Source organism: Amycolatopsis sp. DG1A-15b, assembly GCF_030285645.1.
In the GTDB taxonomy this organism is placed as follows: Bacteria; Actinomycetota; Actinomycetes; order Mycobacteriales; family Pseudonocardiaceae; genus Amycolatopsis.
Genome location: NZ_CP127296.1, coordinates 1,396,133 through 1,419,816 on the forward strand (window position 1 = coordinate 1,396,133; position 23,684 = coordinate 1,419,816).

Sequence of the window (23,684 nt, forward strand, 5' to 3'; positions counted from 1 at the left end):
ATGAACCCCGTCATCGTCACCGATCCGCCGCGCGCCGACCTCGACCAGGTGACGCGGCTGGCCGGCTACGGCGTCGCCACCGTGCACGAGGCTCTCGACCGCTCCGGCCTGCTTTCCGCCGGCCTCAGGCCGATCCAGGACGGCGCCCGCGTCGGCGGCACCGCCGTCACCGCCTTGTGCTGGCCCGGGGACAACCTGATGATCCACGCCGCCGTCGAGCAGTGCCGAGAAGGCGACCTCCTGGTCGTCACCACCACCTCACCGTGCCGGGACGGCCTCTTCGGCGAGCTCTTCGCCACCGCGCTGCGCCGCCGCGGGGTGCGCGGGCTGGTCACCACCACCGGCGTCCGCGACGTCGCCGAACTGCGCGCGCTCGGCTTTCCCGTCTGGTCGGCCGCGGTGAGCGCGCAGGGCACCGTCAAGGCGACCGCGGGCGCGGTCAACGTCCCCGTTGTCGCCGGCGGGCAGCTCGTCCGCCCCGGTGACGCCGTGCTGGCCGACGACGACGGCGTCCTGTGCGTCCGCCGCGAAGACGTCCGAAGTGGACTCGGCAAAGCGCAAGCCAGGCTGGAAAAGGAAGCCGCCGCACGGGACGCCTTCGCGAACGGCCAGCTCGGCCTGGACCGCTACGGCCTGCGCGAAAAACTCGGCGCCCTCGGCGTCCGGTACCTGACGGCCGAGGAGTACGCGAAGGAGCAGGCATGACCGGCGTGCGCTGCATGCTCATGCGCGGGGGGACGTCGAAGGGCGCCTACTTCCTCGCCGAAGACCTCCCCGCCGACCCCGCCGCCCGCGACGACCTGCTGCTGCGGATCATGGGCACCCCCGACCCGCGCCAGATCGACGGCCTCGGCGGTGCCCAGCCGGTCACCAGCAAGGTCGCCGTCGTCTCGGCGGCCACCGACGCCGCCCACGACGTCGACTACCTGTTCCTGCAGCTCGGCGTGGAGGAACCCACCGTCTCCGACCGCCAGACGTGCGGCAACCTCCTCGCCGGCGTCGGGCAGTTCGCCGTCGAACGCGGGCTCGTCCCCGCCGGGCCGGAGCGCACCACCGTGCGCGTGCGGCTGCTCAACACCGGATCCATCGCGATCGCCACCTTCGCCACCCCCGGCGGCGAAGTCGACTACCGCGGCGGCACGGCCATCTCCGGCGTGCCCGGCACCGCCGCCCCGGTCGAGCTCGACTTCACCGGCACCGAAGGATCGGTGTGCGGCAGCCTGCTGCCCACCGGCCACGTCCGCGACGACGTCGGCGGCATCGAAGTGTCCTGTGTGGACAACGGGATGCCGGTCGTCGTGGCCCGTGCCCGCGACCTCGGCGTCACCGGGTACGAACCGGTCGAAGAGCTCGCCGCCGACACCGCGCTCGCCCGGCGGATCGACGCCCTGCGCACCGAAGCGGGGAAGCTGATGGGGCTCGGCGACGTCGGCGGCAGCTCGGTGCCGAAGACCACGCTGGTCGCCGCGCCGCGTGCCGGCGGCGCCGTCTGCACCCGCACGTTCATCCCGGTCAAGCCGCACCCGTCGATCGGGGTGCTCGGCGCGGTGAGCGTCGTGACGGCGCTGCTGCTCGACGGCGCCGCCGGCCACGAACTGCTCGCCGCCCCGCCCGGCGGCGAGCCCGTCGAAGTCGAGCATCCCAGCGGAAAGCTCGCGATCGGCATCGAGTTCGACACGACGGTCACCCCACCCCGGATCCGCCGGTCCACAGTGGTCCGCACGGCCCGGAAGCTGTTCGACGGCACGGTGTTCCCTCGTTCCTGAGGGGCCGGCACTGCTTTCGAGTGGCGCCGGCGCGGCCGTTCATCGCGACTGCCAGCGGAAGAACCCGGCGCCCTGCGCGTAAGCGAGGTGCCCGCCGAGCGCGCCGCCGGCGCTCGTCACGGCCAGGCCGAGCGCACCCAGCACCCGGCCGCGGGCCACCCGCCCGCGCGTGCGGGCGGCGTAGGACGCGCCGAAGAGGGCGATCGCGGCCGCGTTGGCCGCGGCGTGCGCAAGACCGACCCGGCGCTGCCGTTCGTCGAGGTCGGCGTAGTCGAACAGGCCCAGGAGCACCGCCGCGGGTGCGGCCAGCAGGCCGGTCGCGACCAACCGGCGGGCGCCCTCTTCCTGACCGGGCAGCAGGTCGAACACGGCCGAGCACAGCCACGCGCCGATCGGCACGGTGACGGCGAGAGGGTGCAGCGGATGGCCCAGCCAGCGCCCGCGCAACAGCCGCCCGGGAACACTCGTGGCGGCCCGGCGCAGCCGGTAGGCGAGGGCGGTGGCCGGAACATCGAGCGCTTCGGCATCCTCGACAGCCATCAGCACCCGATGCGGCGGAGCAGGGGTCTCAACACGATCGGCTCTCTGCATGCCGTCCCGGCTACCCCACCGGGCGCGGTCCAACCGCCCTCGCGCAGGGCGGTCCGAGCGGGCGGTCCCGCGGGCGCCGCCTCGCCTCCGCGCCGCCTCGCCTCCGCGCTGCCTCGCCCCGCGCTGCCTCGCCTCCGCGCCGCCTCGCCCCCGCGCGGCCTCGTCTCCGCGGCGCCGCCTCGCCCCGCGCGGCCTCGTCTCCGCGGCGCCGCCTCGCCCCGCGCGGCCTCGTCTCCGCGGCGCCGCCTCGCCCCGCGCCGCCTCGTCTCCGCGGCGCCGCCTCGCCCCGCGCCGCCTCGCCTCCGCGCGGCCGCCGCCTCCGCGTCGCCTCGCCCCCCAGCGGCCGCCGCCGCGCCGCCTTCGCCGGGTTTGTTCGACCGGCGCCGACCGACAGTGGCCCGGCCACCTTTGCCGACTTTGCCGAGCCGCGGCGTGGGCCGGCCAAGCGGTCCCGCGCGCGCCGCTCGCCGCCGCGGCGTGGTCTACCCTCCGCGCGGCGTGGTCCGACCAGGGAGTCCCGCGCCGCCGCCCGGCGTGTTCGCCGGGGTGTTCGACGGCGGCCCGGCCACCTTTGCCGGGTGCGGTTCGACCCGGCGGCGCAGTGCGCCGCGCCCGTGGCTCGGCCCGCCGCCCACCCCAGCCCCCCGCCGCCCGCAGACCCGCCGCCGTTGATGGTGGGGCGCTCTCCCACGCGCTACCGTGAGCGTCTTGGGCAACGCTCTGCGTGACACAGTGTGCCGGCCTCGGGGGTGGGGGGATGGGTGCGACGCGGTCCGCGTTCGCGATTCGCGGCTTCCGGCTGCTCTGGCTGGCGGGCCTGCTGTCGGTGGCCGGGGACCAGCTGGCCCGGGTCGCCTTGTCGATACTCGTCTTCCAGCGCACCGGTTCCGCCGCGCTGAGCGCGGCGACCTACGCCCTGTCGATGCTGCCCGCCCTCGTGTCCGGCGCGCTGCTGTCGTGGCTGGCCGACCGGTACCCGCGGCGCCGCGTGATGGTGGCCTGCGATGTGATCCGGGCGGTGCTGGTGGCGGTGATGGCCGTGCCCGCCGTGCCCTTGGCGCTGATGGCCGTGCTGCTCGTCCTGGTGCAGCTGGCCGAAGCGCCCTTCTCGGCCGCCCAAGGCGCCGTCCTGCCCGAGCTGCTGGGCAGCCGGTACGAGGCGGGACAGGCGGTTCAGCAGGTCACCACGCAGCTGTGCCTGGTACTCGGGTTCGCCGCGGCCGCGTTCGTGGTCACCGGGGTCGGCGCGCACGCCGCCCTGGCCGTCGACGCCGCCACGTTCGCCGCTTCCGCCGTGCTGATCCGCGCCGGCCTGGGCCGGCACCTGCCGCCCGCCGCCACCGAACGCGAGGCGACGTGGTGGCGCCGGATCGCCGCCGGTGCGGTTGCGGTGAGCCGGGACCGCACCCTGGGGACGCTGGTGTGGCTGGGCTGGCTGGCGTTGTTCACCGTCGTCCCCGAGGGGCTCGCGGTCCCGTTCGCCCAGCAGGCCGGGGTCGGCGGCGAATGGATCGGGGTGCTGCTCGCCGCGGAACCGGGCGGCGCGGTCGTCGGCGCGCTGCTGCTGCGGCGGGTCGCCCGGCCGGTGCGGGTGCGGGCACTGGGCGTGCTGGCGGTCGGGACGGCGGCACCGCTGGTGGCCTTCTGGGGCCGGCCGGCCCTGGGCACGGCCCTGGCGCTGCTGTTCGTCTCCGGGCTGTGCTCGGCCTACCAGGTCACCGCGGGCGCGACGTTCGTCCAGCTGTCCCCGCCGCGGGTGCGCGGGCGGACCCTCGGGTTCGCGCGGACCGGCATGATCGCCGGGCAGGGGCTCGGGATCGTGGCCGGCGGCGTCCTCGCCCAGCTGGTCGGGCCGGCGGCGGCGATCGCCTGGGCGGGGACCGCGGGAGCGCTCGTCGCGCTCGCCGCGGCCGCGGCCTGGGCGCGCCGCAGTCCGGACGCCGTGTCGGCCGCGCTCCCGGCCGAGGCCTGATTCGTCACCAGCCTCTGTCGCTCATCGCGGGCTCCTTCCCGGTGGCAGGGGAGTGGGACTCGGTCGCGGTGGTTCACCAGCCCTTGTCGCTCATCGGCTCGCCTTTCCGTGCGGGTTCCTGCCGGATACCCCGGAATGGTCTCAGCCGCCCGGTCGGGTCGCGATGGCAGGAAACACCTGACATCCGGCCGTGACGCGACTACCCTGGGCAATCGGGGCATCACCGGCGCGGGGGAGGCGCTGCGATGGGGGAAAGCGTGGTCACCGGCGGGGGCCGGTCACCATCGGGGTGGAAGCTGTGGTCGTTGCCGGGTCGGGTGCGGTTCCTCGTCCTGGGCGTGGACCTGCTGGCGCTCGGCGTGCTGGCGCTCGCCGCCCGCGCGGCACCGACACCGGAGCAGTGGGTGACGGCGGGCTGGCTCGCGGCGGCGGCCCTGCCGCACCTGCACGCCTCCCACCTCATCGAACGGCGGCGGCGCGACCGCGCGGGCACGCCGTACGTCGACCTCTGCAGCGTCTGGATCTTCGCCGGGGCGATCGCGGTGCCCCTGGTGCTCGAACTGGTGCTGGTGGCGGTGATCTACGCCCACCGCTGGGCGCTGGTCAACCGGTTCGACGCGGTCCGGCCGCCGCACCGCACCGTCTACACCGCCGCCACGCTCGCGCTGGCCGCGGCCGCCGCGGCCGCCGTGCTGCGCTCGAGCGGCGTCCACGAGCACCTCGCCGGCGGCGCGCGGCCCGGCTGGGCCGACCTGGCCGCCGTGGTCGCCGCGGCGGCGGTGCAGTGGGCGGTCAACACCGGGCTCGTCGGCACGGTCATCGCCTGGACGGTCACCGTCGAGCACCCGCGCCGGCTGATCGGCAGCGCGTCGGACAACCTGCTGGAGGTCAGCCAGCTCGCGCTGGGCGTGTTCGTCGCGCTCGCCCTGCTCTGGTGGCCGCCGGCCGCGCTGCTGATGATCATCCCGACGTTCGCGCTGCACCAGTGCGTCCAGCTCGACCAGCTCAAGCTCGCCGCCCGCACCGACCAGCGCACCGGGCTGCTCAACGCGATCGCCTGGCACGAACAGGCCGAGCACGCGATCGAGCGCACCCGCGGCCGGACCGGGGTGCTGATGATCGACCTCGACTGGTTCAAGCGCATCAACGACACCCACGGCCACCCGGTCGGCGACGACGTCCTCGCCGAGGTCGCCACCGTGCTCACCCGGACCGTCCGGCGCGGGGACACGGTCGGCCGGTACGGCGGCGAGGAGTTCGCGGTCCTGCTGCCGGACGTCGACGAAGCCGAGGTCCGCGCGATCGCCGAGCGGATCCGCCTCCGGATCCGGGGGCTGCGCATCACCGCGCCGACGGGCGAGCCGGTGACGCTGTCGGCGACGATCGGCGCGGCACTGGACCCGTCGGAGCCGGGAACCGGCCTGGACGAGATGATCCGCGCGGCCGACGACGCGCTGTACGCGGGCAAGAAGGCGGGCCGGGACAGGGTGGCGGTCGCCGGCTGCTGACGCCGGCTCAGCTCGTCTCGCGCACTTCCAGGTGGTGCGGCGCGACGATCGACCGCGGGGGTTCCGGCTCGGCCGCCTGCCGCGCCAGGCGATCCAGGGCGAGTTCGGCGATGCGGTCCTTGTCCGGCGACACGGTCGTGAGGGCCGGCACGCTGTAGCGGCCGTCTTCGATGTCGTCGAACCCCACCAGGGCCAGGGATTCCGGCACCGCGACACCGCGGTCGGCGGCGGCTCGCACCGCGCCCAGCGCCAGTTCGTCGGTGAAGCAGAAGACGGCGTCGGGTGGCTGGGGCAGCGCCAGCAGGTCCAGCATCGCCCGGTGGCCGTCGGCCCGGTGCAGGCGCCGCACCGGCACCTCGAGCTCCGGCTCGGCCGGCAGGCCCGCCTCGGCCAGTGCCTGCCGGTAACCGGCGAGCCGCTGCCGCGCGGTCGCGTTCAGCGAGCGCGGCTGGATGCCGAGCGCCGCGACGCGGCGGCGGCCCGAGGCCAGCAGGTGCCGGGTGGCCTCGCGCGCGGCCGCGACGTTGTCGATGGCGACGTGGTCGACGCCGGCGGTGCCGTCGTGCTCGCCGAGCAGCACCAGCGGGACGGTGTCGGTGCGCGCGGCCAGCTCCGCGGGGGCCACCGCCCACGGGCTGAACAGGACGCCGTCGACCAGCTGGCTGCGCCGGCCGTGCAGCAGTTCCTTCTCGCGCTCGGCGTCCCCGTCGGTCTGGTCGATGAGCACGGTCAGTCCCCGGGCACCGGCGATCCGGACCGTCCGCGCGGCGAGCTCGGCGAAGTACGGCGAGTCGATCTCGGGGATCACCAGCGCCACCAGCCCGGTCCGCCCGTGCCGGAGCGTGCGCGCGGCCAGGTTGGGCCGGTAACCGAGCGCGTCGATGCTCGCCTGCACGCGTTCCCGGGTCGCCGGGGCCACGTACCGGAACCCGTTGACGACGTTGGACACCGTGCGCACCGAGACACCGGCGTGCTCGGCCACGTCGCGCAGTTTCGGGTTCACCGGCGCAGCGTACCTCTTGCAACGTGGCATGCCACGTTGCAAACTGAGCTGCCACGCCGTCGTGCTCGACAGGAGGCCCGGATGACCGCGCACCACACCGCCCCCGCTCCGCTGCCCGCCGCCGAACTCGCGGCGCTGACCGGGCGCCTCGACGCGGACGGCATCATCGGCTTGCCCGGGGCGTTCTCCCGCGACTGGGTGCGGCAGCTCGGCGAAGACATCGACACCGCGTTCGCCGAGGCCCGCGCCCGTCCGGGCGGCGCCGTCGGCCGCGGCCCGAACCGCTTCTACGTCGAGATCCACCCGGAGCAGCTGCGCGGGTTCGCCGAACTGGCCGGCCACCCGTGGATCACGGCCGTCGCCGAGGCGGTGCTGGGACCGGCCTACCGGATCGTCGAGGTGGGCTTCGACGTCCCGCTCGAAGGCGCGGTGGACCAGCCGTGGCACCGGGACTTCCCGATGCCCGCCGAAACCGCGCGCGAGGGGCGGCTGACGTCGCTGGCGGTGAACGTGACCGCCGTCGACACCGAGCCGGACATGGGGCCGTTCGAGATCGCGCCCGGCACGCACCGCGACGACGGCAGGGCGTTCGACCACGGCATGTTCCCGCCTCGGGAGGCCTGGTCGCGCTACCGGGAACTCGCGGTCCGCAAGTTCCCGCGGATGGGCGACATTTCGATCCGGTCGGCGCTCACGGTCCACCGCGGCACCGCGAACCACTCGGCGAAGGCCCGCCCGGTCCTGGTGCTGGGCCTCGACGCGCCGGGAGCGGGCAACGACGCCCGCCACGACACGGCGATGACCCGGCAGTTCCGGGCGGCGCTGCCGGAGTCCGTGCGCGCCCACCTGCACTGCCCGGTCGTCGACGTCCTGCGGCCGATCACCCAGAAGCACACGATCGAGGGGCTCGTGATGGGGGCTTGAGGTTTGGCGGTCCCGGACGCGGGCACCTGATGGCCATGGTTGATGCGGGAATCACCGAAATGACGGGCCGGGCCGGCGTCGTCGCGGCGCTGCGCCGCGTGCTGCTCGCCTTCGGGGTCGGCGGTGCGCTGGCGTGCCTCGCCTGGATGGCGTTGTGGCTGGCCATGCACGTCTGATACCTTCAGGCTCCGGCCCGGCGGGGTGCGCCGTGGCCGGAGCCCGAGCTCACTGGCAGGCTTCGCAGTCCGGGTCGTCGATGCGGCAGGCGGCACCGTCGGTGAGCGGGAAGTCGAAGTCCTCCAGCTCGGGCACGGCGACGGACTCTTCCGGAGTGGTGGTGGCGGACATGGCCCTCCCTTGTGGACGAACGGGTTCTCCTCGTTGTAGCGCCGAAGATCGCCGCGCATTCCGTGACGCGCGCCACACCGGCGCGGCCGCGACCGCCGGGTGTGGCCGGATCGCCGGGGATGCCCGCCCGGCCAGGTGATCTTCGGAACCGCCGTCGGCGCGGGCGCCGCGACTGCGTTACCGTCGCGGGCGGTGCGTCGGGGGAAGGCGGCAGATGACGATCCACCACGCGGACGGCCCGGTGCGCAAACGGGGACGCCGGGCCCACCGGCCCGATCCGGACGGCGGCCCGGTCCCGGCGTTCGCGCACGCGTTGCTGGTGCTCAAAGAGACGGCGGCCGATCCGTCCTACGATCGGATGCGCACCGAATTCGGGGCGGTGGCTTCGAAATCGGCGCTGGCGGCCGCCGCGCGCGGGCTGCAGCTGCCCAGCTGGGAGACCACCTGGGAGTTCGTGCGGCCCCTGGCCGTCACCGTGCTCGGCGAAGACGAAGAGCAGACCCGGCGCGAGTGGCGGGCCCGCTGGACCGCCGCCCGGCAGGACGGTGGCGACGGTGACGGGGCGGCCGAGCCGGAGGGCGCGTCCCGGCCGGGGCGCCACGGGTGGCTGCTGGTCGCCGCGGTCGTGGTCGTGGTGGCGGCGGGCGTCGTGGTCGCCGTGAGCTGGCCGCGGTCCGGCGGCGGGGAGCCGTCGCTGCCGATCGAAGGCGACGCCTCCAGCCTGGTCGCCGACGTCACGTACCCGGACGGCAGCCGGGTCCTGGTGAACCAGCGGTTCGTCAAGACGTGGCGGTTGCGCAACGCCGGCACGGTCGCGTGGCACGGCCGGTTCCTGCAGCGCCTGCCCCCGCTCGAAGGCCTGGACGTCTGCCACACCGATCCGCGCGTGCCGCTGCCCGACGCCGAGCCCGGCGCGGAGGTGACGGTCAGCGTGCCGGTCCAGGCCCGCGGCACGCCGGGCCCGTGCCAGGTGTTCTGGAAGATGGTCGACTCCGGCGGGCGGCTTTACCTGCCGCAGTCGAGCGGCATCTACTTCCTGGTCGAAGTGACCGGCTGAGCCCGGCCCCGCGGGGTCCGCGGGGCCGGGGCGCTCGTCGGCCGGCTGGAATCAGATGAAGTAGTCGACGTTGGCGATGAGGCTGGTGCCCATGCCCTTCACCCGGACCTCGAGGTTCGACGCGGTGTTGGCGGGCCACTTGACGGTCCCGACCCCGGACTTCCCGCACCCGATGCCCTGCCAGGCGTCGGGGTGGGCCGCCTTGCCCATCCGGGCCTCCACGCACGCGGCCTGGTTGGTGCCCGACTGCGTGTTCCACTCGACCCGCAGCTTCCCGCGCCAGCCGCTCGCCGGGCTGGTGTACGAACAGTGCTTGGACACCGGGCCCCACTTGGCCACCGCGCCGGTGGCCGTGCCGGAACACAGGGCGGACGTGCCGAGCGTGCCGGCTCCGGCCGGTGCGGCGGTCAGGCCCGCCGACAGGGTCGCCAGCGCGACGGCCGTCCCGACGACGGCGGCGGCGCGGCCGCGGGCCGGCTTGCTGCTCTTGGTGTGCATGGGAATGTCGCTTCCTTTCTCGACGACCGGCGGTCTCCGCCGGTGCCTCCGGAGACTCGCAGCGCGCCGGGAAGCGGGACAAGACGGCGAATGTCCGGGGAATGTCCGCGCACATCAGGACAATGTTTTGTGTCCGCGACGGCCGTCGTGGGTAGTCCCTTCCGAGACGATCACGGACCCGGCGAAAGGTGGCTCTTCGTGCCGCAGTGGGTGGAGGCGGGGCTGTGGGGCCTCGTCGGCGGGATCGCGCTGGTGCTCGGCGCCGCGGTGGCCTGGTGGGTGCGGGTGTCGCGGCGGGTCGTGGCCGGGATCATGGCCTTCGGGGCCGGCGTGCTCATCTCCGCGCTCTCGTTCGACCTCGTCGACGAAGCCCAGCGGTCCGGCGGGCTCGGGCCGACCGCGGGCGGCTTCCTCGGCGGCGCCGCCGTGTACGTCCTGATCAACGTGCTGCTGGCCCGGCGCGGTGCCCGGCACCGCAAGCGTTCCGGTGGGCAGCAACCGTCCGAACAGGACACCGCGGGCAGCGGGGCCGCCATTGCCGTCGGTGCCCTGCTCGACGGCATCCCGGAGTCCGTCGTGCTCGGCGTGTCGCTGCTCGGTGGCGGGGGCATCGGGGTCACCGTGCTCGCCGCCGTGTTCATTTCGAACGTCCCCGAAGGCCTGTCCAGCGCCGCCGGCATGAAGACCGCCGGTCGCGGGGCGCGGTACGTCTTCGGGGTCTGGAGCGGCATCGCGGTCGCCAGCGGGGTGGCGGCGCTGGCCGGCAACCTCCTGCTGCGGACGGCGTCCCCTGCGACCGTCGCCGCCATCACGGCGGTGGCCGCGGGGGCGATCCTCGCCATGATCGCCGACACCATGATCCCCGAGGCGTTCGAACGCACCGAGCTCTACACCGGCCTGCTCGCCACCATCGGCTTCCTCACCGCGTTCGTCATCGGGCACGCCGGCTGAGGGCGACCGCGACCACGACACCCGCCGCGGTGAACAACGCGGTGGCCAGGGGGCTCAGGAACTTCGAAAGGCTCGGCGCGCTGCCCGGCCCGGCCAGCCACGCCGTCAGCGCGCCGGCGTAGACGGCGGCGAGGGCGGCGGCCCACCGGCGGTGCACCCGCCGCCGCAGCGAACCGATCAGCACGACGGCGATCGGCACGCCGGACAGCAGCGCGAACTGGCCGGCCACCAGGACCGGGACGGCCCAGGCCGCGACGAGAACGGCCTTCGAGGTGCGGGGCGGGGCGGTGACAGTCATCGTCTTCTCCATCTCGGGAACGAAGCTCAGCGGGCTTCGGCGGTGGTCTTGAGATCGGCGAGCCAGGCGTCGAGCCCGGCGGCCAGGTAGCGGATGGCGGTGGCGGGATCGGTCTCGATCTGCTCGCCCGCCCAGCTCTCCTCGGTGCGGACGAGCACGCCGCCCCGGACCGGCGTGAACGTCCAGACGTGCACGCCGCGGTCGATGCGCAGCCCGTCGCCGATCGCCGGGCCGGTCCAGCGGACGCACCGGCCCGGCTGCAGCTGCCCGACCGTCGAGGTGATGACCAGGGTGGTCGCCGGGGTCGTGGGCGTGGGCGGCGCCGGCGTGGTCCAGCGGAACCGCGAACCCGGCCGCAGCGGCCCTGCGTCGAGCCGTCGCGCGCTGGTGACGGCCGGCTGCCAGGCGGGCCAGCCCCCGACGTCGGTGTGCAGCTTCCAGACCGCGGCGGCCGGCGCCTTGATCAGCGTCTCGGTCCGGTAGTGGAGCTGGGCGGCCGGATCGATGCCCACCCCGCGGCAGCTCACCGCCGTCGCCGGGGTGGCTCCGGCCGGGGCGGCGGTGCCCGCCAGTCCCGCGGCGACCGAGAACGTGAGGAGTGCCGAGCGGAGCCGGGTGCCGATCATGGTGTCCTCCGGGTGGTTAGTACCTGTTCGAATAGTTAGAAGCTATAACCAACTTGCCGTGAGTGTCAATAGGAAAAGTGATAGGCTCTAACAGTGATGAGCGAGAGCCCGCGAGAGCGCTATCGAGCCCAGGTGCGCGAAGAGATCAAGCGCCACGCGTGGGAGCAGATCGCCGAGGCCGGGGTGCCCGCGCTGTCGCTCAACGCGATCGCGAAGCAGGTGGGCATGAGCGGCCCGGCGCTGTACCGGTACTTCGCGAGCCGGGACGAGCTGATCACCGCGCTGATCCGGGACGCCTACCGCAGCCTCGCCGACACCGTCCGCGCCGCGCGCGACGCCGGGGCCGGCCTGTCCGGACTGGCGAGCACCATCCGCGATTGGGCGCGCGCCGACCCGCAGCGGTACTTCCTCATCTACGGCACGCCCGTGCCCGGCTACCACGCGCCGGGCGACACGACCGCGATCTCGTTCGAGGTCATGGCGGTGCTGATCGAGGCCTGCGCCGACGAGCCGGACGACCAGCCGCCGACGCCGTTCGACGCGCACCTCGAGACGCACCGCGAGTGGGCGGGCGGCCACCCCGCGCCCGCCGCGGCCCTGCACCGCGCGCTGTCCTTCTGGATCCGCCTGCACGGCGTGCTGTCACTGGAGCTGGCGGGCCACTTCGCCGGCATGAAGTTCGACCCGGACCTGCTGATCACCGAGGAACTGGCCGCCCTGCGGGCGCGCTGACTCAGCCGGTCTGTTCGCGGATCCAGTCCGCCACGACGTCGACCCGGGCGATCGTCTCGGCGCCCGGCTGCGGGCACGGCGGCCCGGTGTTGACGATGGCCACCAGGGTCCCGGTGCGGTCGTCGTCCGACACGAAGAACGGGCCGCCCGAGTCCTCGGGGCACGGGCCGTTTTCGACCGTGCGCTTGCCGACCGGCTGGGCCTCAAGGGTCGCCTGGCCGATGCCCGACACCGTGAACCGCCCGCGTTTGAGGTGGTCGGACGGGCCGAGCACGGTCGCCGAGAGCGAACCCCAGCCGGCGAACTGGAGCTGCTTGCCGACCGACGGCCGGCTCGTCGCCAGCGCCACCGGGACGATGTCGTCGATCGGGCGGCCGAGCTTGGCCACCGCCAGGTCGTTCACCGGCGACTGCCGGACGTCGACGACCTCGGTCGTGTAGCCGCCGGGATCGGTGTCCTTCAGGCGCCCGACGGTGACGGTCATCGTGTACGGCGGCCGCCCGCCGATCCGGACGTCCTTCAGGTCGTGGAAGCAGTGCCCGGCGGTGACCACCCACTGCGGCGCGACCAGCGCCCCGCTGCAGGCGCCGTTGCGCACCCCGCCGCCCGGGACGGGGATGTCATCGGACGTCAGCTTCGCGTTGAACGGCAGGGTCGGGTTCGGGGCCGGCCGGGCGGACGTGGTCACCGGCGCCGGGGCCGGCGCCGCGGCCGCGGTGTCGGGCAGGCTGTGCCCGCCGGCCGCCGCGGCCAGGATCGGGCCCGCGACCGTCACCCCGGTCACGGCGTGGGCGAACGCGAGGCCGGCTCCGGTCAGCACCGCGACCGCCACGGCTCGTGCCCGGAACTGCCGACGTCGATCCGAAGAGGTCCTCACACCTTTAATGCACGGCCGGGAGGCCCGAATGGTTGAGTGCCGGCGCCGGTCATCGGCTCCCGAACGCGTTCACGCCGGTCAGGCGACTCGAAAGCGCCCAGAGCCGGGCTGCCTCACCGGGGTCGGTGGCGTGGGCGCGGACCCCGGAGACCATGTCGGAGCTCTCGGTCGGTTCGGCCACGTCGCAGTCCTCGCAGTACAGGCCGCCCAGCCCGGCGAGCCGGGGCGAGGTCGCCGCCCAAACCTGCGTCGCCGCGCCCTGCTCCGGCGTCTTGAACCCGGGGTCGGCGAGCCGGCCGTCCTCGTCGACCCAGCCGCGTTCCACCATTTCGGCGCGCGTCAGGTGCCGCAGAAGGGGGGTGAGGATCGCGCCGGGGTGCACCGAGAACGCACGGACGCCGGCCTCCCGGCCGAGCGCGTCGAGGTGGACGGCGAACAGGGCGTTGGCCGTCTTGGCCTGGGCATAGGCGAGCCAGCGGTCGTAACCGCGTTCGAAGTGCGGGTCGGCCCAGCGGATCCCGGAGAGCTGGTGGCCCGCCGACGACACGGCGACGATCCGCGCGCCCGGCCGGACAGCCGGCCAGAGCCGGTTGACCAGGGCGTGGTGGCCCAGGTGGTTGACCGCGAAGTGGGCCTCCCAGCCGGGGCCGACGCGGGTTTCCGGGCACGCCATGATCCCGGCGTTGCCGATGAGGATGTCAAGGCCGCGGCCCGTGTCGAGGAACTGCTCGGCGAAGCGGCGGATACTGCCGGGATCGGCCAGGTCGAGCTCGGCGACTTCGGCCGTGCCCCCGAGCGCTTCGCGGGCTTCGGCGGGCCGCCGGGCCGGGACGATCACGTGGGCGCCGGCGGCGGCGAGGGCACGGGTGGTGGCGGCGCCCAGGCCCGAATACCCGCCGGTGACGAGGGCGAGCTTGCCGGTGAGGTCGCGGCCGTGCAGGACGTCCGCCGCCGTGGTGCGGTGACCGAAGCCGGAGCCGATCTTGTGCTGGTGCGTGGTCATGGCGGCGAAGCCAGGAGCTGGACCGCGGTCGAGGTCAACTGATCTACGATCGGTGGCGTGCAGCTGGGAATCGGGCAGGTGGCCGAGCGCACCGGCATGAGCGTGCACGCGCTGCGGTTGTACGAGCGGGAAGGCCTGCTGGCGGGTCCGGTCCGCCGCGACGCCGGCGGCCGCCGGGTCTACACCGAGTGGGACGTCGAATGGCTGCTCTACTGCACGAAGTTCCGCGCGGCGGGGTGTACTCCGAACACGTGGCCGACGGGAGTACGGGCGCCCTCTGGAGCCACCCGGCCGCACCCTGAACCAGGCCAGGGCATTCCGCCGGCTCAGCGCCGTCGTGCCGGCTTCGTTGCCGTGATCGCGGGCCACAGGACCGAGACGACCGCTTCGGGGATTTCGTCCCGGCTCTCGCCCCGGTAGAAGGCGGCGAAGTAGCTGCCGAAGCACAGCGTCGCGATGGTGTGCTTGTCGATGCCGCCGGCGACCTCGCCGCTCTCCTGCAGCTGGGAAAGCACGTTTTCGACGAGCGTGACCCGCGGTTCGACGGCGTGCTCCCGCAGGATGCCGAGCAGCTCGGGGGTGCGGATCGCTTCGCCGGCGAAGTTGCCCATGAGCACCATGGCGTCCGGGTTGAAGTACGCGGGATCGAGCCGCCGGACGGCTTCGGTGAACGCCTCCCGCGGTTCCATCTCGGTCAGGTCGACGGTGTAAGAGTCGCGCTGCTTGCGGAAGCCGTAGTCCAGCGCGTCCACGACGAGCTCGAACTTGGTGCGCCACCGCCGGTACAGCGTCGGGCGGCTGACCCCGGCGTCCGACGCGATGTCGCCGATGGTCATGAGCGAGTAGCCGTCGCGGACGAGGCGCTCGCGCGTCGCCAGGATGATGGCTTCGTCGAGCGCGGCGTCGCGGGGACGCCCGCCGGGGCGCGGCGCTTCCGGGTTCGTCTCGCGTGCTGACGCCATGAGGGAGAGCCTAGGCGATCCGTTACGGCGCATGGCCGTAACGGACGGCTCGCCGGGACCCGGTGCGGGGTCCCGGCGAGCCGTGCGGTCAGGAGCGCTGTCCCACCTCGTTCACGTACGTCTTCACCATGACCGCGCTGTCGTCGGTCCCCAGGAACTGGAACGTGGTGGCGTCGAAGACCATCACCATCGGCTTCGCCTTCGGGCCCGAGCCGGGGGGCACCGGCCACGTGATCCCGACGCCCGGGCGGCCGGCGCCGTCGGTGGCGTGGTCCAGGGCCGCCAGCCCGGGCACCCGCGCCGCCGCCTCGAACAGCGCCGCGTAGGACGCCGGCTGGAGGACCTGCTCATAGGCGAGGCTGTACACGTCCTTGCCGATGTAGGTGGCTCTGCCGGGGCGATCGTCCTCCTTTTGGTAGAGGTAGGCCAGCATCGCGTCGGCGGTCGTCGGCAGGTCCGTCCGGTAGACCGGCGAGGGCCGGCAATCCTCGAGCGTCCCTTCTGCGCGCGGGTCGTTCGTGCCGTACATCGGCGCCTTGCCGTCGCGGCAGCCACCGACCTTGATGTCGCCGATCAGGCCGTCGCGGGTGCCGTCGATCGAGCGCCAGACCTCGCGGACGTGGTGGTCGGGAGTCTCCGTCTTCACGTACAGGAACTGGTCGGGGCGCGGCGGCTTGCCCGGCTCCTTCAGCACGTTGCTCGCCGCCGCGGTCAGCACCTTGACCGGGTCGGCGTGCGCCACGGCGGGCCCGACCCCGACGCCGACCTGGTCGGCGGGGGCCAGTGCGACGACGGCGGTGATCGCCGCGGCCAAGCCGGCGGAGGCGCCGGCGAGCCAGAACCAGCGGCGCGGCCGGTGCCGCCGTTCGCCGCGTGCGGCGGCCAGCAGCCGCTCGCGGGCCGGGGCGAGGTGCTCCGGCGGCGCGAAGCCGATGGTTTCCGCGCGGTTGCGGATCAGGTCCAGTTCATCCATGACCCGAGGTCTCCTTCACGAGGTCGAAAGCGCCGAGCTCGGCGCGGACGCGGCCGCGAGCCCGGTTGAGCCGGGATTTGACGGTGCCGACGGGAATGTCGAGTGCTTCGGCGACTTCCTGGTAGGCCAGGCCTTCCGCGGCGACGAGCAGCAGAACGTCCCGCTCGCGGGGGCGCAGGGCGGCCAGGGCCCGGTCGAGCCGCGCGCCGAGGGCCTGCGCGGTGACCTGGTCGGCGACCCGGTCGGCGTGCCCTTCGTCGGCGCCCGGCGGTCCGATGGCCAGCCGCAGCCGCAGCTCGCGCACTTCCGTCCGGCGCTGCCGCGAAATGAGGTTCGTGGCGATGCCGTAGAGCCACGGCCGGGCGTCGGACCGGGCGGGATCGAACTTCGCCCGCTTGTCGAAGGCGATCAGGAACGTGTCCGCCAGGACGTCGTCGGCGGTCGCCGGGCCGAGGCGCCGGGCCACATAGCGGTGGATGTGCCGCGAGTGGCGGTCGAAGATGACCGCGAACAGGCTCGGCTCGTGCCGCGACCGCGCGATCACGCTCGCGTCGTCGTCGGAATCGGTGTCTTCCGGGGTCATCGCCCGCCTTTCGATCCAGCCAGTGTCATGAGCTGTTCTCAGGCGGCGCGCAGCGGGTTCCGGAATCAGCGTGGATCAGCGAAGAAGGTGATGCAGGTCACGAATGCTCGTCGTCCGGCGGTGGGCGCCGGTCCCGCTCGTCGTCGCGCCGGGCCGACCACTTGCGCAGCAGCTCGTCCCAGTTCTCGCGGTACCGCGTGAACCACGCGTACGCCAGGAATGCCACCAGGCCGGCCAGCAGGACGAGGTAGACCACCAGGGCGGCAGGACTCGAAGCGATCGCACCCATGGCGGTCCTCCGATCGAGAGGTCAGGAGCAGCCGGCGGCCGTGTCGTCGACCGCGAGCATGCGGCGGTTCGCCTCACCCAAGCCGTCGGCCATGGCGCGCAGCTGGTCCGGCGTGAGGACGTCGATCAGCAGCTCGCGGACCAGGGCGACGTGCCCGGGCGCGGCCCGCTCCAGCAGGGCCACGCCTTCGTCGGTGAGCACGGCGTAGACGGCGCGGGGATCGCTCTCGCACGCGCGGCGGCGGACCAGGCCGGCCCGCTCCAGCTGGCCGATCTGGTAGGTGAGCCCGCTCTTGGAGTTCGACACCGCGCAGGCGAGCTCGGCCATCCGCAGTTCGCGGTCCGGGGCCGCGCTGAGCCGCGCGAGGATCACGTACTGGAGGTGGGAAATCCCGGAGTCCTGCTTGAGCTGCTGGTCCAGCCGCCGGTTGAGCAGCTCGTAGGTGCCGAGGAACGCGTTCCAGGCGCGCTTCTCCTCGACGTTCAGCCACCGTGGACGACCCATGTCACAACGGTACCTGTTGTTCAAATTCGAACTCAAGGGGTACGGTCGGGATCAAGGTTCAAATTTGAACGGAGTTGCCATGATCCCCGCCGCCACCGTCCGCACCCGGGTACGGGTCCCGCTGCGCTTCGCCGACGGCTTCTCCGCTTCGGCCGACGTCGTCACCTTCGACGGCTTGGCGGACGGCGCCGAGCACCTCGCCCTGGTGTTCGGCGACCCGGTCCGGCCGCTGGTGCGGCTGCACTCGGAGTGCCTGACCGGCGATGTCTTCGGTTCCGCCCGCTGCGACTGCGGGCCGCAGCTGCGCGAGGCGGTGGAACGGATCGACGCGGCCGGCGGCGTCCTGCTCTACCTGCGTCAGGAGGGCCGGGGCATCGGCCTCTACGCCAAGCTGGACGCCTACGCCCTGCAGGACGCCGGGCTCGACACCTACCAGGCGAACACCGCGCTGGGCCTGCCCGAGGACGCCCGCGACTACACCGCGGCGGCCCAGATGCTCGCCGCGCTGGGCCACACCGAGGTGGACCTGCTCACCAACAACCCCGACAAGGTCCGGCAGCTGCGCGAGCGGGGCGTCACGGTCGCCGGGACGGTCCCCACCGGCGTGCACGCCACCCCGGACAACCTGCGGTACCTCGACGCCAAGGCCCGGCACACGAACCACACCCTGGCCCTGCCCGAACTGGCCGGCTGAGGCAGCTCCGCTGCCGTGTCGTCCGTCCAGGTACGCGTGTCGTCCGCCCGGGTACGCGTGTCGTCTGTCCAGGTACGCCGGCCGATGCGCCTGGCGCGGGTCAGCGCCGTGAAGCCACGGTCGCCAGCTGCTCGGTGATCTCGGCCAGCAGCTCGGTGGCCGCGTCGCCGAGCGCGGCCAGGTCGGCGAGGGTCGTCTCCTCGGTCGTCACGGGCACAGGTCCTCCTCCAGGGCGTCGTGGCGGGCGACGACGGCTTCGGCGAAGGCGGTGTGCACGCGGAGGTACTCGTCGCGGCCGACCGCCGTGTCGGCCCATTCGTGCCAGCGGATGTGCGCTTCGGCGACGTCGACCTTCGCGGCCGCCGCCACCGTGGCGGGGGACGTGCCGGCGAGGATCGCGTGGTGCATCAGGGACGGCGAGGAGCGCCGGGCGAGCTCGGCCAGCGCGGCGAGGCGGCCGAGCTCCGCGAGCGTGTCGGACGTGACCGGACGCGGGCGCGGCCGGGGGACCGGACGCGAGTTCCCGAGGTTGTCGGTCAAGACGCTGGTCATCAAACGACTCCTGAGGCGGAAGCAGCTGAAGCAACCCGAACGGCGGAGGTTTACCCCGGCGATGCCGGGGTAAACGCCCTCGCTCGTGATCTCCGTCTCACCGCATCGGGTGGGCCACCCGCCCGGGCGGCCCACCCGGAGTCAGCTCGCCCGGACGGCCCCGCAGTGCCACGGGATGCGCTGCGGCCGCACGCTCTCCAGCGTCGGGACGACCGGGGCGATCGTGCCGTCGCGGCGGAACGTCAGCTTGTCGATCGTCGTCTCGCGGTGGGTGCCGTCGCCGCCCGGAATACCGAAGCGGTGGTACGCCAGGTACCAGTCGTCGGTGCCCGGGACCTGCAGCATCGAGCTGTGCCCGGTGCCGAGGACACCCAGGTGGGCGTCCTTGCTCAGGAGCAGGCCGCGGTTGGTGAACGGCCCGGTGGGGCTGGGGGCCGTGGCGTAGCCGACGCGGTAGTCCGGGCTGCGCGTGTCGTCGATGGACCAGCTGAGGTAGTACGTACCCTTCCGCTCCACCATGAACAAGCCCTCGCGGAAGTCGGCCAGGCCGTCCAGCCGGGTGATCTTCGCCGGGTCGTAGGACACCATGTCGTCGTTCAGCGGGACGACGTAGGCGTTGCCGTTGCCCCAGTACAGGTACGGCTTTCCGGTGTGGTCGAGGAACACGGCCGGGTCGATCGCCTGGCCGCCGTCGGGGTTCTTCGCGATCAGCGGCTTGCCGGAGTCGACGAACGGGCCGGTCGGGGAGTCGCTCACCGCGACGCCGATCTTGGCCTCGGCGCAGAAGTAGAAGTAGTACTTCCCGTTGCGCTTCGCGATCGTCGGCGCCCAGGCGTTCTTGTCGGCCCAGCTGACGTCCTTGCCCAGGTCGAGGATGACCCCCTCGTCCTTCCAGTCGACGAGGTTCTTCGACGACCATGCCGAGAACTTCGTCCCGCTCCAGCCGTCGAACCCGTCGGTGGTCGGGTACAGGTAGTAGGTGTCGCCGAACGCGACGATGTTCGGGTCGGCGTTGTACCCCGGCAGGACCGGGCTGCGCACCTCGTGTGCCTCGACCGTCCACACGCGACGGTCGCCGCCGGCGCCGGTCACCGTGAACTGCTTCGGCGAGCTGAGGTTCACCGGCTTCCCGTTGTCCGGCTTGATGGACGCGCCCGGCGCCAGGCCGAACTTCGGCGCGAGCCGGCGCAGGTCGGTGCCCGGCTTGACCGGCAGCACGACCGTCCCGGCGCCGGAGTCGATGACCGCGGGCGTCTTGAGGGCGTCGAGCTGCACCGAGCGGATCGCGGTGCTGTTCGACGGGAGCGCGGCGACGTCGAGCCCGGACAGCGCCCGGTTGTAGAGCCGCACGTCCTTCATCTTGCCGGTGAAGGTCTTGTCGCCCGCGTACACCGAGCGGCCGAGGTAGTTCGCCGCCGTGACGCCGCCGCCGAGGTCCGAGGGCTTGATGGTGGCGTTCGCGTTGCGGCCCACCTCGACGCCGTCCAGGTAGAGCACCTCGACGCCGTTGCCGACGGTGAGCGTCACGTTCTTCCACACCCCGCGCGGCAGCCCGCCGCCGGAGTCCGCCGCCTGCTCGGTGGTCCAGTTGCCGGTCGCGATGGCGCCGCGGAAGCCGCCGCTCGCGGTGCCGCCGGTGGTGAAGAGGTAGCCGTTGCCGGTGCCGTCCTTCGCCGTGTTGCCCAGGCCCCACAGGAAGTACGGCGTCTGCTGGTTCGGATCGACCAGGACGTCGGCCGACACGGTCGCCGCCGCGGCGCCGGTGAGCAGGTTGTTCGGCAGCTGGACGTGCCCGTTCTTGCCGCCGAAGGCCAGCGCGCCGCCGGCCCAGGAGACGTCACCGGCGAGGGCGCCGTCGTACCCGTGCCCGGTGGTGTCGGTCGCGACCGTGCCCGACTTGGCGTCGAGCGGCCAGTGCGCGACCAGGCCCTTCGCGTCGGCCTGCACCGGTGCCGGGGGCAGGCTGAGCCGGTTCATCTCGGCCTGGGTGACCGGCAGGACGGTGCCGTGCCGCGGCGAGCCGGGCAGGTGCGCGCCGGCCGACATCGTCCACTTGCCCGAGTTCAGGTCGGTGGTCTCGAACGGGACGTAGCCGCGGCCGCCGAACTCGTCGATGAACAGGTACCACTTGTTCTCGGTGTTGGACTTGAACCCGGTCGGACCCTCACCCGCGGACAGGCCGGGGCTGGTCGCCGTGGCCTTGCCGATGCAGTCGGCGACGAAGCCGTAGTGCGGGTCGAGCAGGTCGGTGGCCTTCTCCTCGGTGATGAACTTGCTGCACGGCGTGGACGAGGTGTTGTTGCGCTCGTCCTTGGTGAACCGGTAGTAGGTGTCCTGGTTCTTGATGACCGTCGAGTCGATCACCGAGTAGCCCGGGTCGATCCACACCTGCGGCGCGCTGAAGGTGCGGAAGTCGCGCGTGGTCGCGTACATCATCCGGTTGTAGCTGTCACCGAGGTGGTTCGGGTCGTTCTCCGCGTACAGCTTCGACGCCCAGTAGACGACGTACGTGCCGCGCTTGGCGTCCCAGAACGCCTCCGGGGCCCACGTGTTGCCCGCGGTCGGCGGGGACACCTGGACGCTGCGCTGGCGCGACCAGTGCGCCAGGTCGGTCGACTCCCAGACCATGATCGACCGGCTGCCGGTGCGCTGGGCGGCGTCCCAGCCGCGGCCGGCGTAGATCCGCAGGTCGGTGGCGAGCAGGTAGAACTTGTCGCCGTCGGGGGAGCGCAGGATGAAGGGGTCGCGCACGCCCAGCTCGCCGAGGCTCGACTTGAGCACCGGCTGCCCGTTGTTGAGCTCGGTCCAGTTCAGCGGGTCGTTGCCGCGGCTGAGGGCCGAATAGATCTGCTCGCCGTTGGAGGTGCCTTCACCGGTGAAGTAGAAGAAGCTGTAGCCCGCCAGGGGTTGCGGGGCCGGCTTGGGGACCACGGTGGCGGTGAACCGCCGTGTGGTGCTTTCCCGGCCCTGGCTGACCTTCGCGGTCAGGACGACCTTCGCGGGAGCCGCGCCGGTGGCCGGCCGGGTGACCTCACCGGTCGGGGTGATCACCGACGGCGCGGACGACGTCCAGGTGACGCTCGTGCCGTCCGGGCCGCTCGCCGGCAGCGTGAGATTGCCGCGGACGTCGTCGATGTCGGGCACGGAAAGCGTGCTCGCGGCGGCGCGGAGACCGGTACCGGTGTCGGTGGCCGGCGCCGCGCCGGCGCCGGCGCTGCCGAGGGGGACGAGTGCGGCCGCGACGGCCAGCACGACGCCGAAACGGCGCGGGGAGAACAACTTCATCGTTGTCGGTTCCTTCGGGGCACGTCGGGGACCAGCGCATGTTAACGTTAACATGCTCCGGGGTACGCTGACTCTAGGTCGGTGTCGTCCGGTGGTCAAGAGCCGGAAGGATGGCGGGCCAGCTGCTCGGCGATCTCGTCCCGCGGGTACGGCGTCCGGCGGCTCTCGGTGTGGAGCGCGAAGTAGAAGTCGTTGACGACGGCGGCGAGCGGGGCGTACCGCCGGAGCAGTGGTGCCTGGTGCGGCACTTCTCCGGTGGCGCACGCACGGACGAAATCGTTGCGGGCGCGGGCATCCGGCCACGCGCGCAAGCCGCGGACGAACCGGTTGACCAGGTGGGTCAGCACGTAGGCCCGGTCGTGGTCGGCGTGCTCGGCGAGGAACTCCGCCTCGGCGTCCGAGAGGTCGAACCCCGGGGCCACCGTCAGGCCGAAATCGGTGAGGTAGAGCCGTTCGCCGTCGGTGACGATGTTCGCGAAGTGCGCATCGAAGTGCTGAACACCCCGTGCGGCCAGGAATCCGGTGATGTGCCGCAGCTCTTCCTCGAGCGGCAGGTCGTCGCCCGGCCAGCCGGCGAGGTCGTGCGGCAGGTGCTCGAGGAACAGCACGAGGTCGGTGGTGGCTCCGGCCAGCGCTTCCAGCCGCCGCCGCACACCGGCGTCGCCGTGCCAGAACGCGACGTCGGTCTCGATGTCGGCGCGCGGCCGGGGCAGGCCGGGCGCGACCCGCCAATGGTGCAGGAGCGGGAAGTTCCCGCACTCGCCGCCACGGACCCACGCGGTCGTCATGAGGTGCGCTTCCAGCTCGCGCCAGGCGCCGCCGCCCGCCGAACCGACCCCGTAGTGCGACCACGGTGGAAGCCCGTAGAGGTCGGCCGTCGAGTGGGGGTTCGCCAGCTCGACGTCGGTGAGCGGGACCCGCTTGACGAACACGGGTTCGCCGGCGACCCGCAGCAGCCAGGACGACCCGCCGATGCCGGTGCCGAGCGGGCGGGCCGTGGCCAGGAGTTCGTCGCCGGCGTCCGCCAGGGCGGCGGCGATCTTCTCGTGGCGAGCGAGCCGGGGCGTCATGCGCGCACCAGCGGCAGGTAGACCTCGTCGACGATCTCGACGAGGACGTCGTCGTCCACTGTGGTCAGTCCACGGGTGAGGTATTCGTTGCGCAGCAGGACGAGGGCCACGGTGGCGACGCGCGGGTGCAGTGCGCCCGGCCGGGCCTCGCCCCGGGTCACCGCCCGGCCGGCGACGGTGAGCCAGGCGGCGGCGCCCCCTTCGGCGGCTTGTTCGTGCAGCTGCTCGCGGAGTTCCGGTTCGTCGCCCACGCCGGTGAGGAGGCTGCGGAGGACCCGTGAGGCCGGCGAGGTCTGGCCGCAGTTGATCGCCCGCAAGAGGGTCAGCGCGTCTTCGCGGAGGTGTCCGGTGTCGGGCGGCTTGAGCGTGTCCTCGGCCAGGTGGCGGTAGGCGGCGACGCCGAGCGCGGCGCGGTTCGGCCAGCGGCGGTAGATCGTGTTCTTGTTGGTGCCGGCGCGCTGGGCGACGCCTTCCATGGTCAGGCCGGGATAGCCGGCTTCGGCGAGTTCGGCCGCCGCCGCGCGCAGGATCGCCTCTTCCAGTTCGGTACCCCGGCGCCGGGTTTTCGGTGCGGCCACGGGCGTCAGCTTAGCCTATTAGGGTACGGTACGCTCCGTA

28 protein-coding genes are annotated in these 23,684 nt (G+C 73.2%); 11 read left to right on the plus strand and 17 right to left on the minus strand.

What is annotated here, in order from left to right:
- Positions 1–705 carry a 4-carboxy-4-hydroxy-2-oxoadipate aldolase/oxaloacetate decarboxylase gene (locus tag QRY02_RS06495; protein WP_285990590.1) on the plus strand — a complete coding sequence of 235 codons (705 nt, stop codon included), beginning with the start codon at positions 1–3 and terminating at the stop codon, positions 703–705.
- Positions 702–1,766, plus strand: a complete 1,065-nt coding sequence (locus QRY02_RS06500; RefSeq protein WP_285990591.1) for a 4-oxalomesaconate tautomerase — start codon at positions 702–704, stop codon at positions 1,764–1,766. Before QRY02_RS06495 ends, QRY02_RS06500 begins: the two co-directional genes overlap by 4 nt.
- 39 nt (positions 1,767–1,805) lie before the next feature.
- On the opposite strand, the gene QRY02_RS06505 is transcribed toward QRY02_RS06500, so the two are convergent.
- Positions 1,806–2,357, minus strand: a complete 552-nt coding sequence (locus tag QRY02_RS06505) for a DUF2231 domain-containing protein (protein ID WP_285990592.1) — start codon at positions 2,355–2,357, stop codon at positions 1,806–1,808.
- 757 nt (positions 2,358–3,114) lie between these two features.
- On the opposite strand from QRY02_RS06505, the gene QRY02_RS06510 reads away from it, so the two are divergent.
- Positions 3,115–4,329: an MFS transporter gene (locus QRY02_RS06510; protein WP_285990593.1), complete on the plus strand. Its 1,215-nt coding sequence runs from the start codon at positions 3,115–3,117 to the stop codon at positions 4,327–4,329.
- Positions 4,330–4,574: 245 nt separating this feature from the next.
- On the plus strand, positions 4,575–5,837 hold the full coding sequence (locus tag QRY02_RS06515) for a GGDEF domain-containing protein (RefSeq protein ID WP_285990594.1): 1,263 nt from the start codon (positions 4,575–4,577) through the stop codon (positions 5,835–5,837).
- Positions 5,838–5,844: 7 nt separating this feature from the next.
- Here the strand turns inward: QRY02_RS06515 and QRY02_RS06520 are convergent, their stop codons facing one another.
- Positions 5,845–6,840: a LacI family DNA-binding transcriptional regulator gene (locus tag QRY02_RS06520; RefSeq protein ID WP_285990595.1), complete on the minus strand. Its 996-nt coding sequence runs from the start codon at positions 6,838–6,840 to the stop codon at positions 5,845–5,847.
- A gap of 81 nt (positions 6,841–6,921) precedes the next feature.
- On the opposite strand from QRY02_RS06520, the gene QRY02_RS06525 reads away from it, so the two are divergent.
- Positions 6,922–7,764, plus strand: coding sequence for a phytanoyl-CoA dioxygenase family protein (locus tag QRY02_RS06525; RefSeq protein ID WP_285990596.1), 843 nt, complete (start codon positions 6,922–6,924; stop codon positions 7,762–7,764).
- A 35-nt stretch (positions 7,765–7,799) separates the two neighbouring features.
- Positions 7,800–7,940, plus strand: a complete 141-nt coding sequence (locus QRY02_RS06530) for a hypothetical protein (RefSeq protein ID WP_285990597.1) — start codon at positions 7,800–7,802, stop codon at positions 7,938–7,940.
- A 49-nt stretch (positions 7,941–7,989) separates the two neighbouring features.
- Here the strand turns inward: QRY02_RS06530 and QRY02_RS06535 are convergent, their stop codons facing one another.
- Complete coding sequence (locus tag QRY02_RS06535; protein WP_255410490.1) at positions 7,990–8,112, minus strand: hypothetical protein; 123 nt, start codon at positions 8,110–8,112, stop codon at positions 7,990–7,992.
- A gap of 214 nt (positions 8,113–8,326) precedes the next feature.
- Between QRY02_RS06535 and QRY02_RS06540 the strand changes: the two genes are divergently transcribed.
- Positions 8,327–9,169: an NBR1-Ig-like domain-containing protein gene (locus QRY02_RS06540; RefSeq protein ID WP_285990598.1), complete on the plus strand. Its 843-nt coding sequence runs from the start codon at positions 8,327–8,329 to the stop codon at positions 9,167–9,169.
- A 51-nt stretch (positions 9,170–9,220) separates the two neighbouring features.
- Here the strand turns inward: QRY02_RS06540 and QRY02_RS06545 are convergent, their stop codons facing one another.
- Positions 9,221–9,667 carry a hypothetical protein gene (locus tag QRY02_RS06545; RefSeq protein ID WP_285990599.1) on the minus strand — a complete coding sequence of 149 codons (447 nt, stop codon included), beginning with the start codon at positions 9,665–9,667 and terminating at the stop codon, positions 9,221–9,223.
- A 198-nt stretch (positions 9,668–9,865) separates the two neighbouring features.
- Here QRY02_RS06545 and QRY02_RS06550 point away from each other — a divergent pair, with 198 nt between their 5' ends.
- Positions 9,866–10,618, plus strand: a complete 753-nt coding sequence (locus QRY02_RS06550; RefSeq protein WP_285990600.1) for a ZIP family metal transporter — start codon at positions 9,866–9,868, stop codon at positions 10,616–10,618.
- Here QRY02_RS06550 and QRY02_RS06555 read toward each other — a convergent pair.
- Positions 10,599–10,916 carry a hypothetical protein gene (locus QRY02_RS06555; protein ID WP_285990601.1) on the minus strand — a complete coding sequence of 106 codons (318 nt, stop codon included), beginning with the start codon at positions 10,914–10,916 and terminating at the stop codon, positions 10,599–10,601. The genes QRY02_RS06550 and QRY02_RS06555 overlap by 20 nt on opposite strands.
- Before the next feature lie 26 nt (positions 10,917–10,942).
- Positions 10,943–11,542, minus strand: coding sequence for an SRPBCC family protein (locus QRY02_RS06560; protein WP_285990602.1), 600 nt, complete (start codon positions 11,540–11,542; stop codon positions 10,943–10,945).
- Between the two features lie 96 nt (positions 11,543–11,638).
- Here QRY02_RS06560 and QRY02_RS06565 point away from each other — a divergent pair, with 96 nt between their 5' ends.
- Positions 11,639–12,274, plus strand: a complete 636-nt coding sequence (locus QRY02_RS06565) for a TetR/AcrR family transcriptional regulator (protein WP_285990603.1) — start codon at positions 11,639–11,641, stop codon at positions 12,272–12,274.
- Between the two features lies 1 nt (position 12,275).
- Here the strand turns inward: QRY02_RS06565 and QRY02_RS06570 are convergent, their stop codons facing one another.
- Together QRY02_RS06570 and QRY02_RS06575 are read right to left on the minus strand one after the other, a co-directional pair.
- The gene (locus tag QRY02_RS06570; RefSeq protein ID WP_285990604.1) at positions 12,276–13,106 is read right to left on the minus strand and encodes a S1 family peptidase; all 831 of its coding nucleotides are present in this window, start codon (positions 13,104–13,106) and stop codon (positions 12,276–12,278) included.
- A 94-nt stretch (positions 13,107–13,200) separates the two neighbouring features.
- Entirely contained in the window at positions 13,201–14,154 is a 954-nt protein-coding gene (locus QRY02_RS06575; RefSeq protein ID WP_285990605.1) for an SDR family NAD(P)-dependent oxidoreductase, read from the minus strand.
- A gap of 78 nt (positions 14,155–14,232) precedes the next feature.
- On the opposite strand from QRY02_RS06575, the gene QRY02_RS06580 reads away from it, so the two are divergent.
- Positions 14,233–14,574: a MerR family transcriptional regulator gene (locus QRY02_RS06580; protein ID WP_502874244.1), complete on the plus strand. Its 342-nt coding sequence runs from the start codon at positions 14,233–14,235 to the stop codon at positions 14,572–14,574.
- Here the strand turns inward: QRY02_RS06580 and QRY02_RS06585 are convergent.
- The 5 genes from QRY02_RS06585 to QRY02_RS06605 all read right to left on the minus strand — a co-directional run bounded on the left by QRY02_RS06585 (position 14,481) and on the right by QRY02_RS06605 (position 17,465).
- Positions 14,481–15,116, minus strand: coding sequence for a TetR/AcrR family transcriptional regulator (locus QRY02_RS06585; RefSeq protein WP_285990606.1), 636 nt, complete (start codon positions 15,114–15,116; stop codon positions 14,481–14,483). The genes QRY02_RS06580 and QRY02_RS06585 overlap by 94 nt on opposite strands.
- 88 nt (positions 15,117–15,204) lie before the next feature.
- Entirely contained in the window at positions 15,205–16,089 is an 885-nt protein-coding gene (locus tag QRY02_RS06590; RefSeq protein ID WP_285990607.1) for a CU044_5270 family protein, read from the minus strand.
- A complete protein-coding gene (locus tag QRY02_RS06595) occupies positions 16,082–16,672 on the minus strand; it encodes an RNA polymerase sigma factor (protein ID WP_285990608.1) in 591 nt (196 codons plus the stop codon). The genes QRY02_RS06590 and QRY02_RS06595 overlap by 8 nt, the downstream gene beginning before the upstream one ends.
- Positions 16,673–16,769: 97 nt before the next feature.
- On the minus strand, positions 16,770–16,961 hold the full coding sequence (locus QRY02_RS06600; protein WP_285990609.1) for a hypothetical protein: 192 nt from the start codon (positions 16,959–16,961) through the stop codon (positions 16,770–16,772).
- Positions 16,962–16,982: 21 nt separating this feature from the next.
- On the minus strand, positions 16,983–17,465 hold the full coding sequence (locus tag QRY02_RS06605; protein WP_285990610.1) for a MarR family winged helix-turn-helix transcriptional regulator: 483 nt from the start codon (positions 17,463–17,465) through the stop codon (positions 16,983–16,985).
- Positions 17,466–17,544: 79 nt separating this feature from the next.
- Between QRY02_RS06605 and QRY02_RS06610 the strand changes: the two genes are divergently transcribed.
- Positions 17,545–18,159, plus strand: coding sequence for a GTP cyclohydrolase II (locus QRY02_RS06610; protein WP_285990611.1), 615 nt, complete (start codon positions 17,545–17,547; stop codon positions 18,157–18,159).
- Between the two features lie 207 nt (positions 18,160–18,366).
- Here QRY02_RS06610 and QRY02_RS06615 read toward each other — a convergent pair whose 3' ends face one another.
- The 4 genes from QRY02_RS06615 to QRY02_RS06630 all read right to left on the minus strand — a co-directional run bounded on the left by QRY02_RS06615 (position 18,367) and on the right by QRY02_RS06630 (position 23,644).
- On the minus strand, positions 18,367–18,711 hold the full coding sequence (locus QRY02_RS06615) for a hypothetical protein (protein WP_285990612.1): 345 nt from the start codon (positions 18,709–18,711) through the stop codon (positions 18,367–18,369).
- 141 nt (positions 18,712–18,852) lie between these two features.
- Entirely contained in the window at positions 18,853–21,996 is a 3,144-nt protein-coding gene (locus tag QRY02_RS06620) for a family 43 glycosylhydrolase (protein ID WP_285990613.1), read from the minus strand.
- Between the two features lie 95 nt (positions 21,997–22,091).
- Positions 22,092–23,066, minus strand: a complete 975-nt coding sequence (locus QRY02_RS06625) for a hypothetical protein (RefSeq protein ID WP_285990614.1) — start codon at positions 23,064–23,066, stop codon at positions 22,092–22,094.
- The gene (locus tag QRY02_RS06630; protein WP_285990615.1) at positions 23,063–23,644 is read right to left on the minus strand and encodes a TetR/AcrR family transcriptional regulator; all 582 of its coding nucleotides are present in this window, start codon (positions 23,642–23,644) and stop codon (positions 23,063–23,065) included. Before QRY02_RS06630 ends, QRY02_RS06625 begins: the two co-directional genes overlap by 4 nt.
- Positions 23,645–23,684 lie beyond the last annotated feature (40 nt).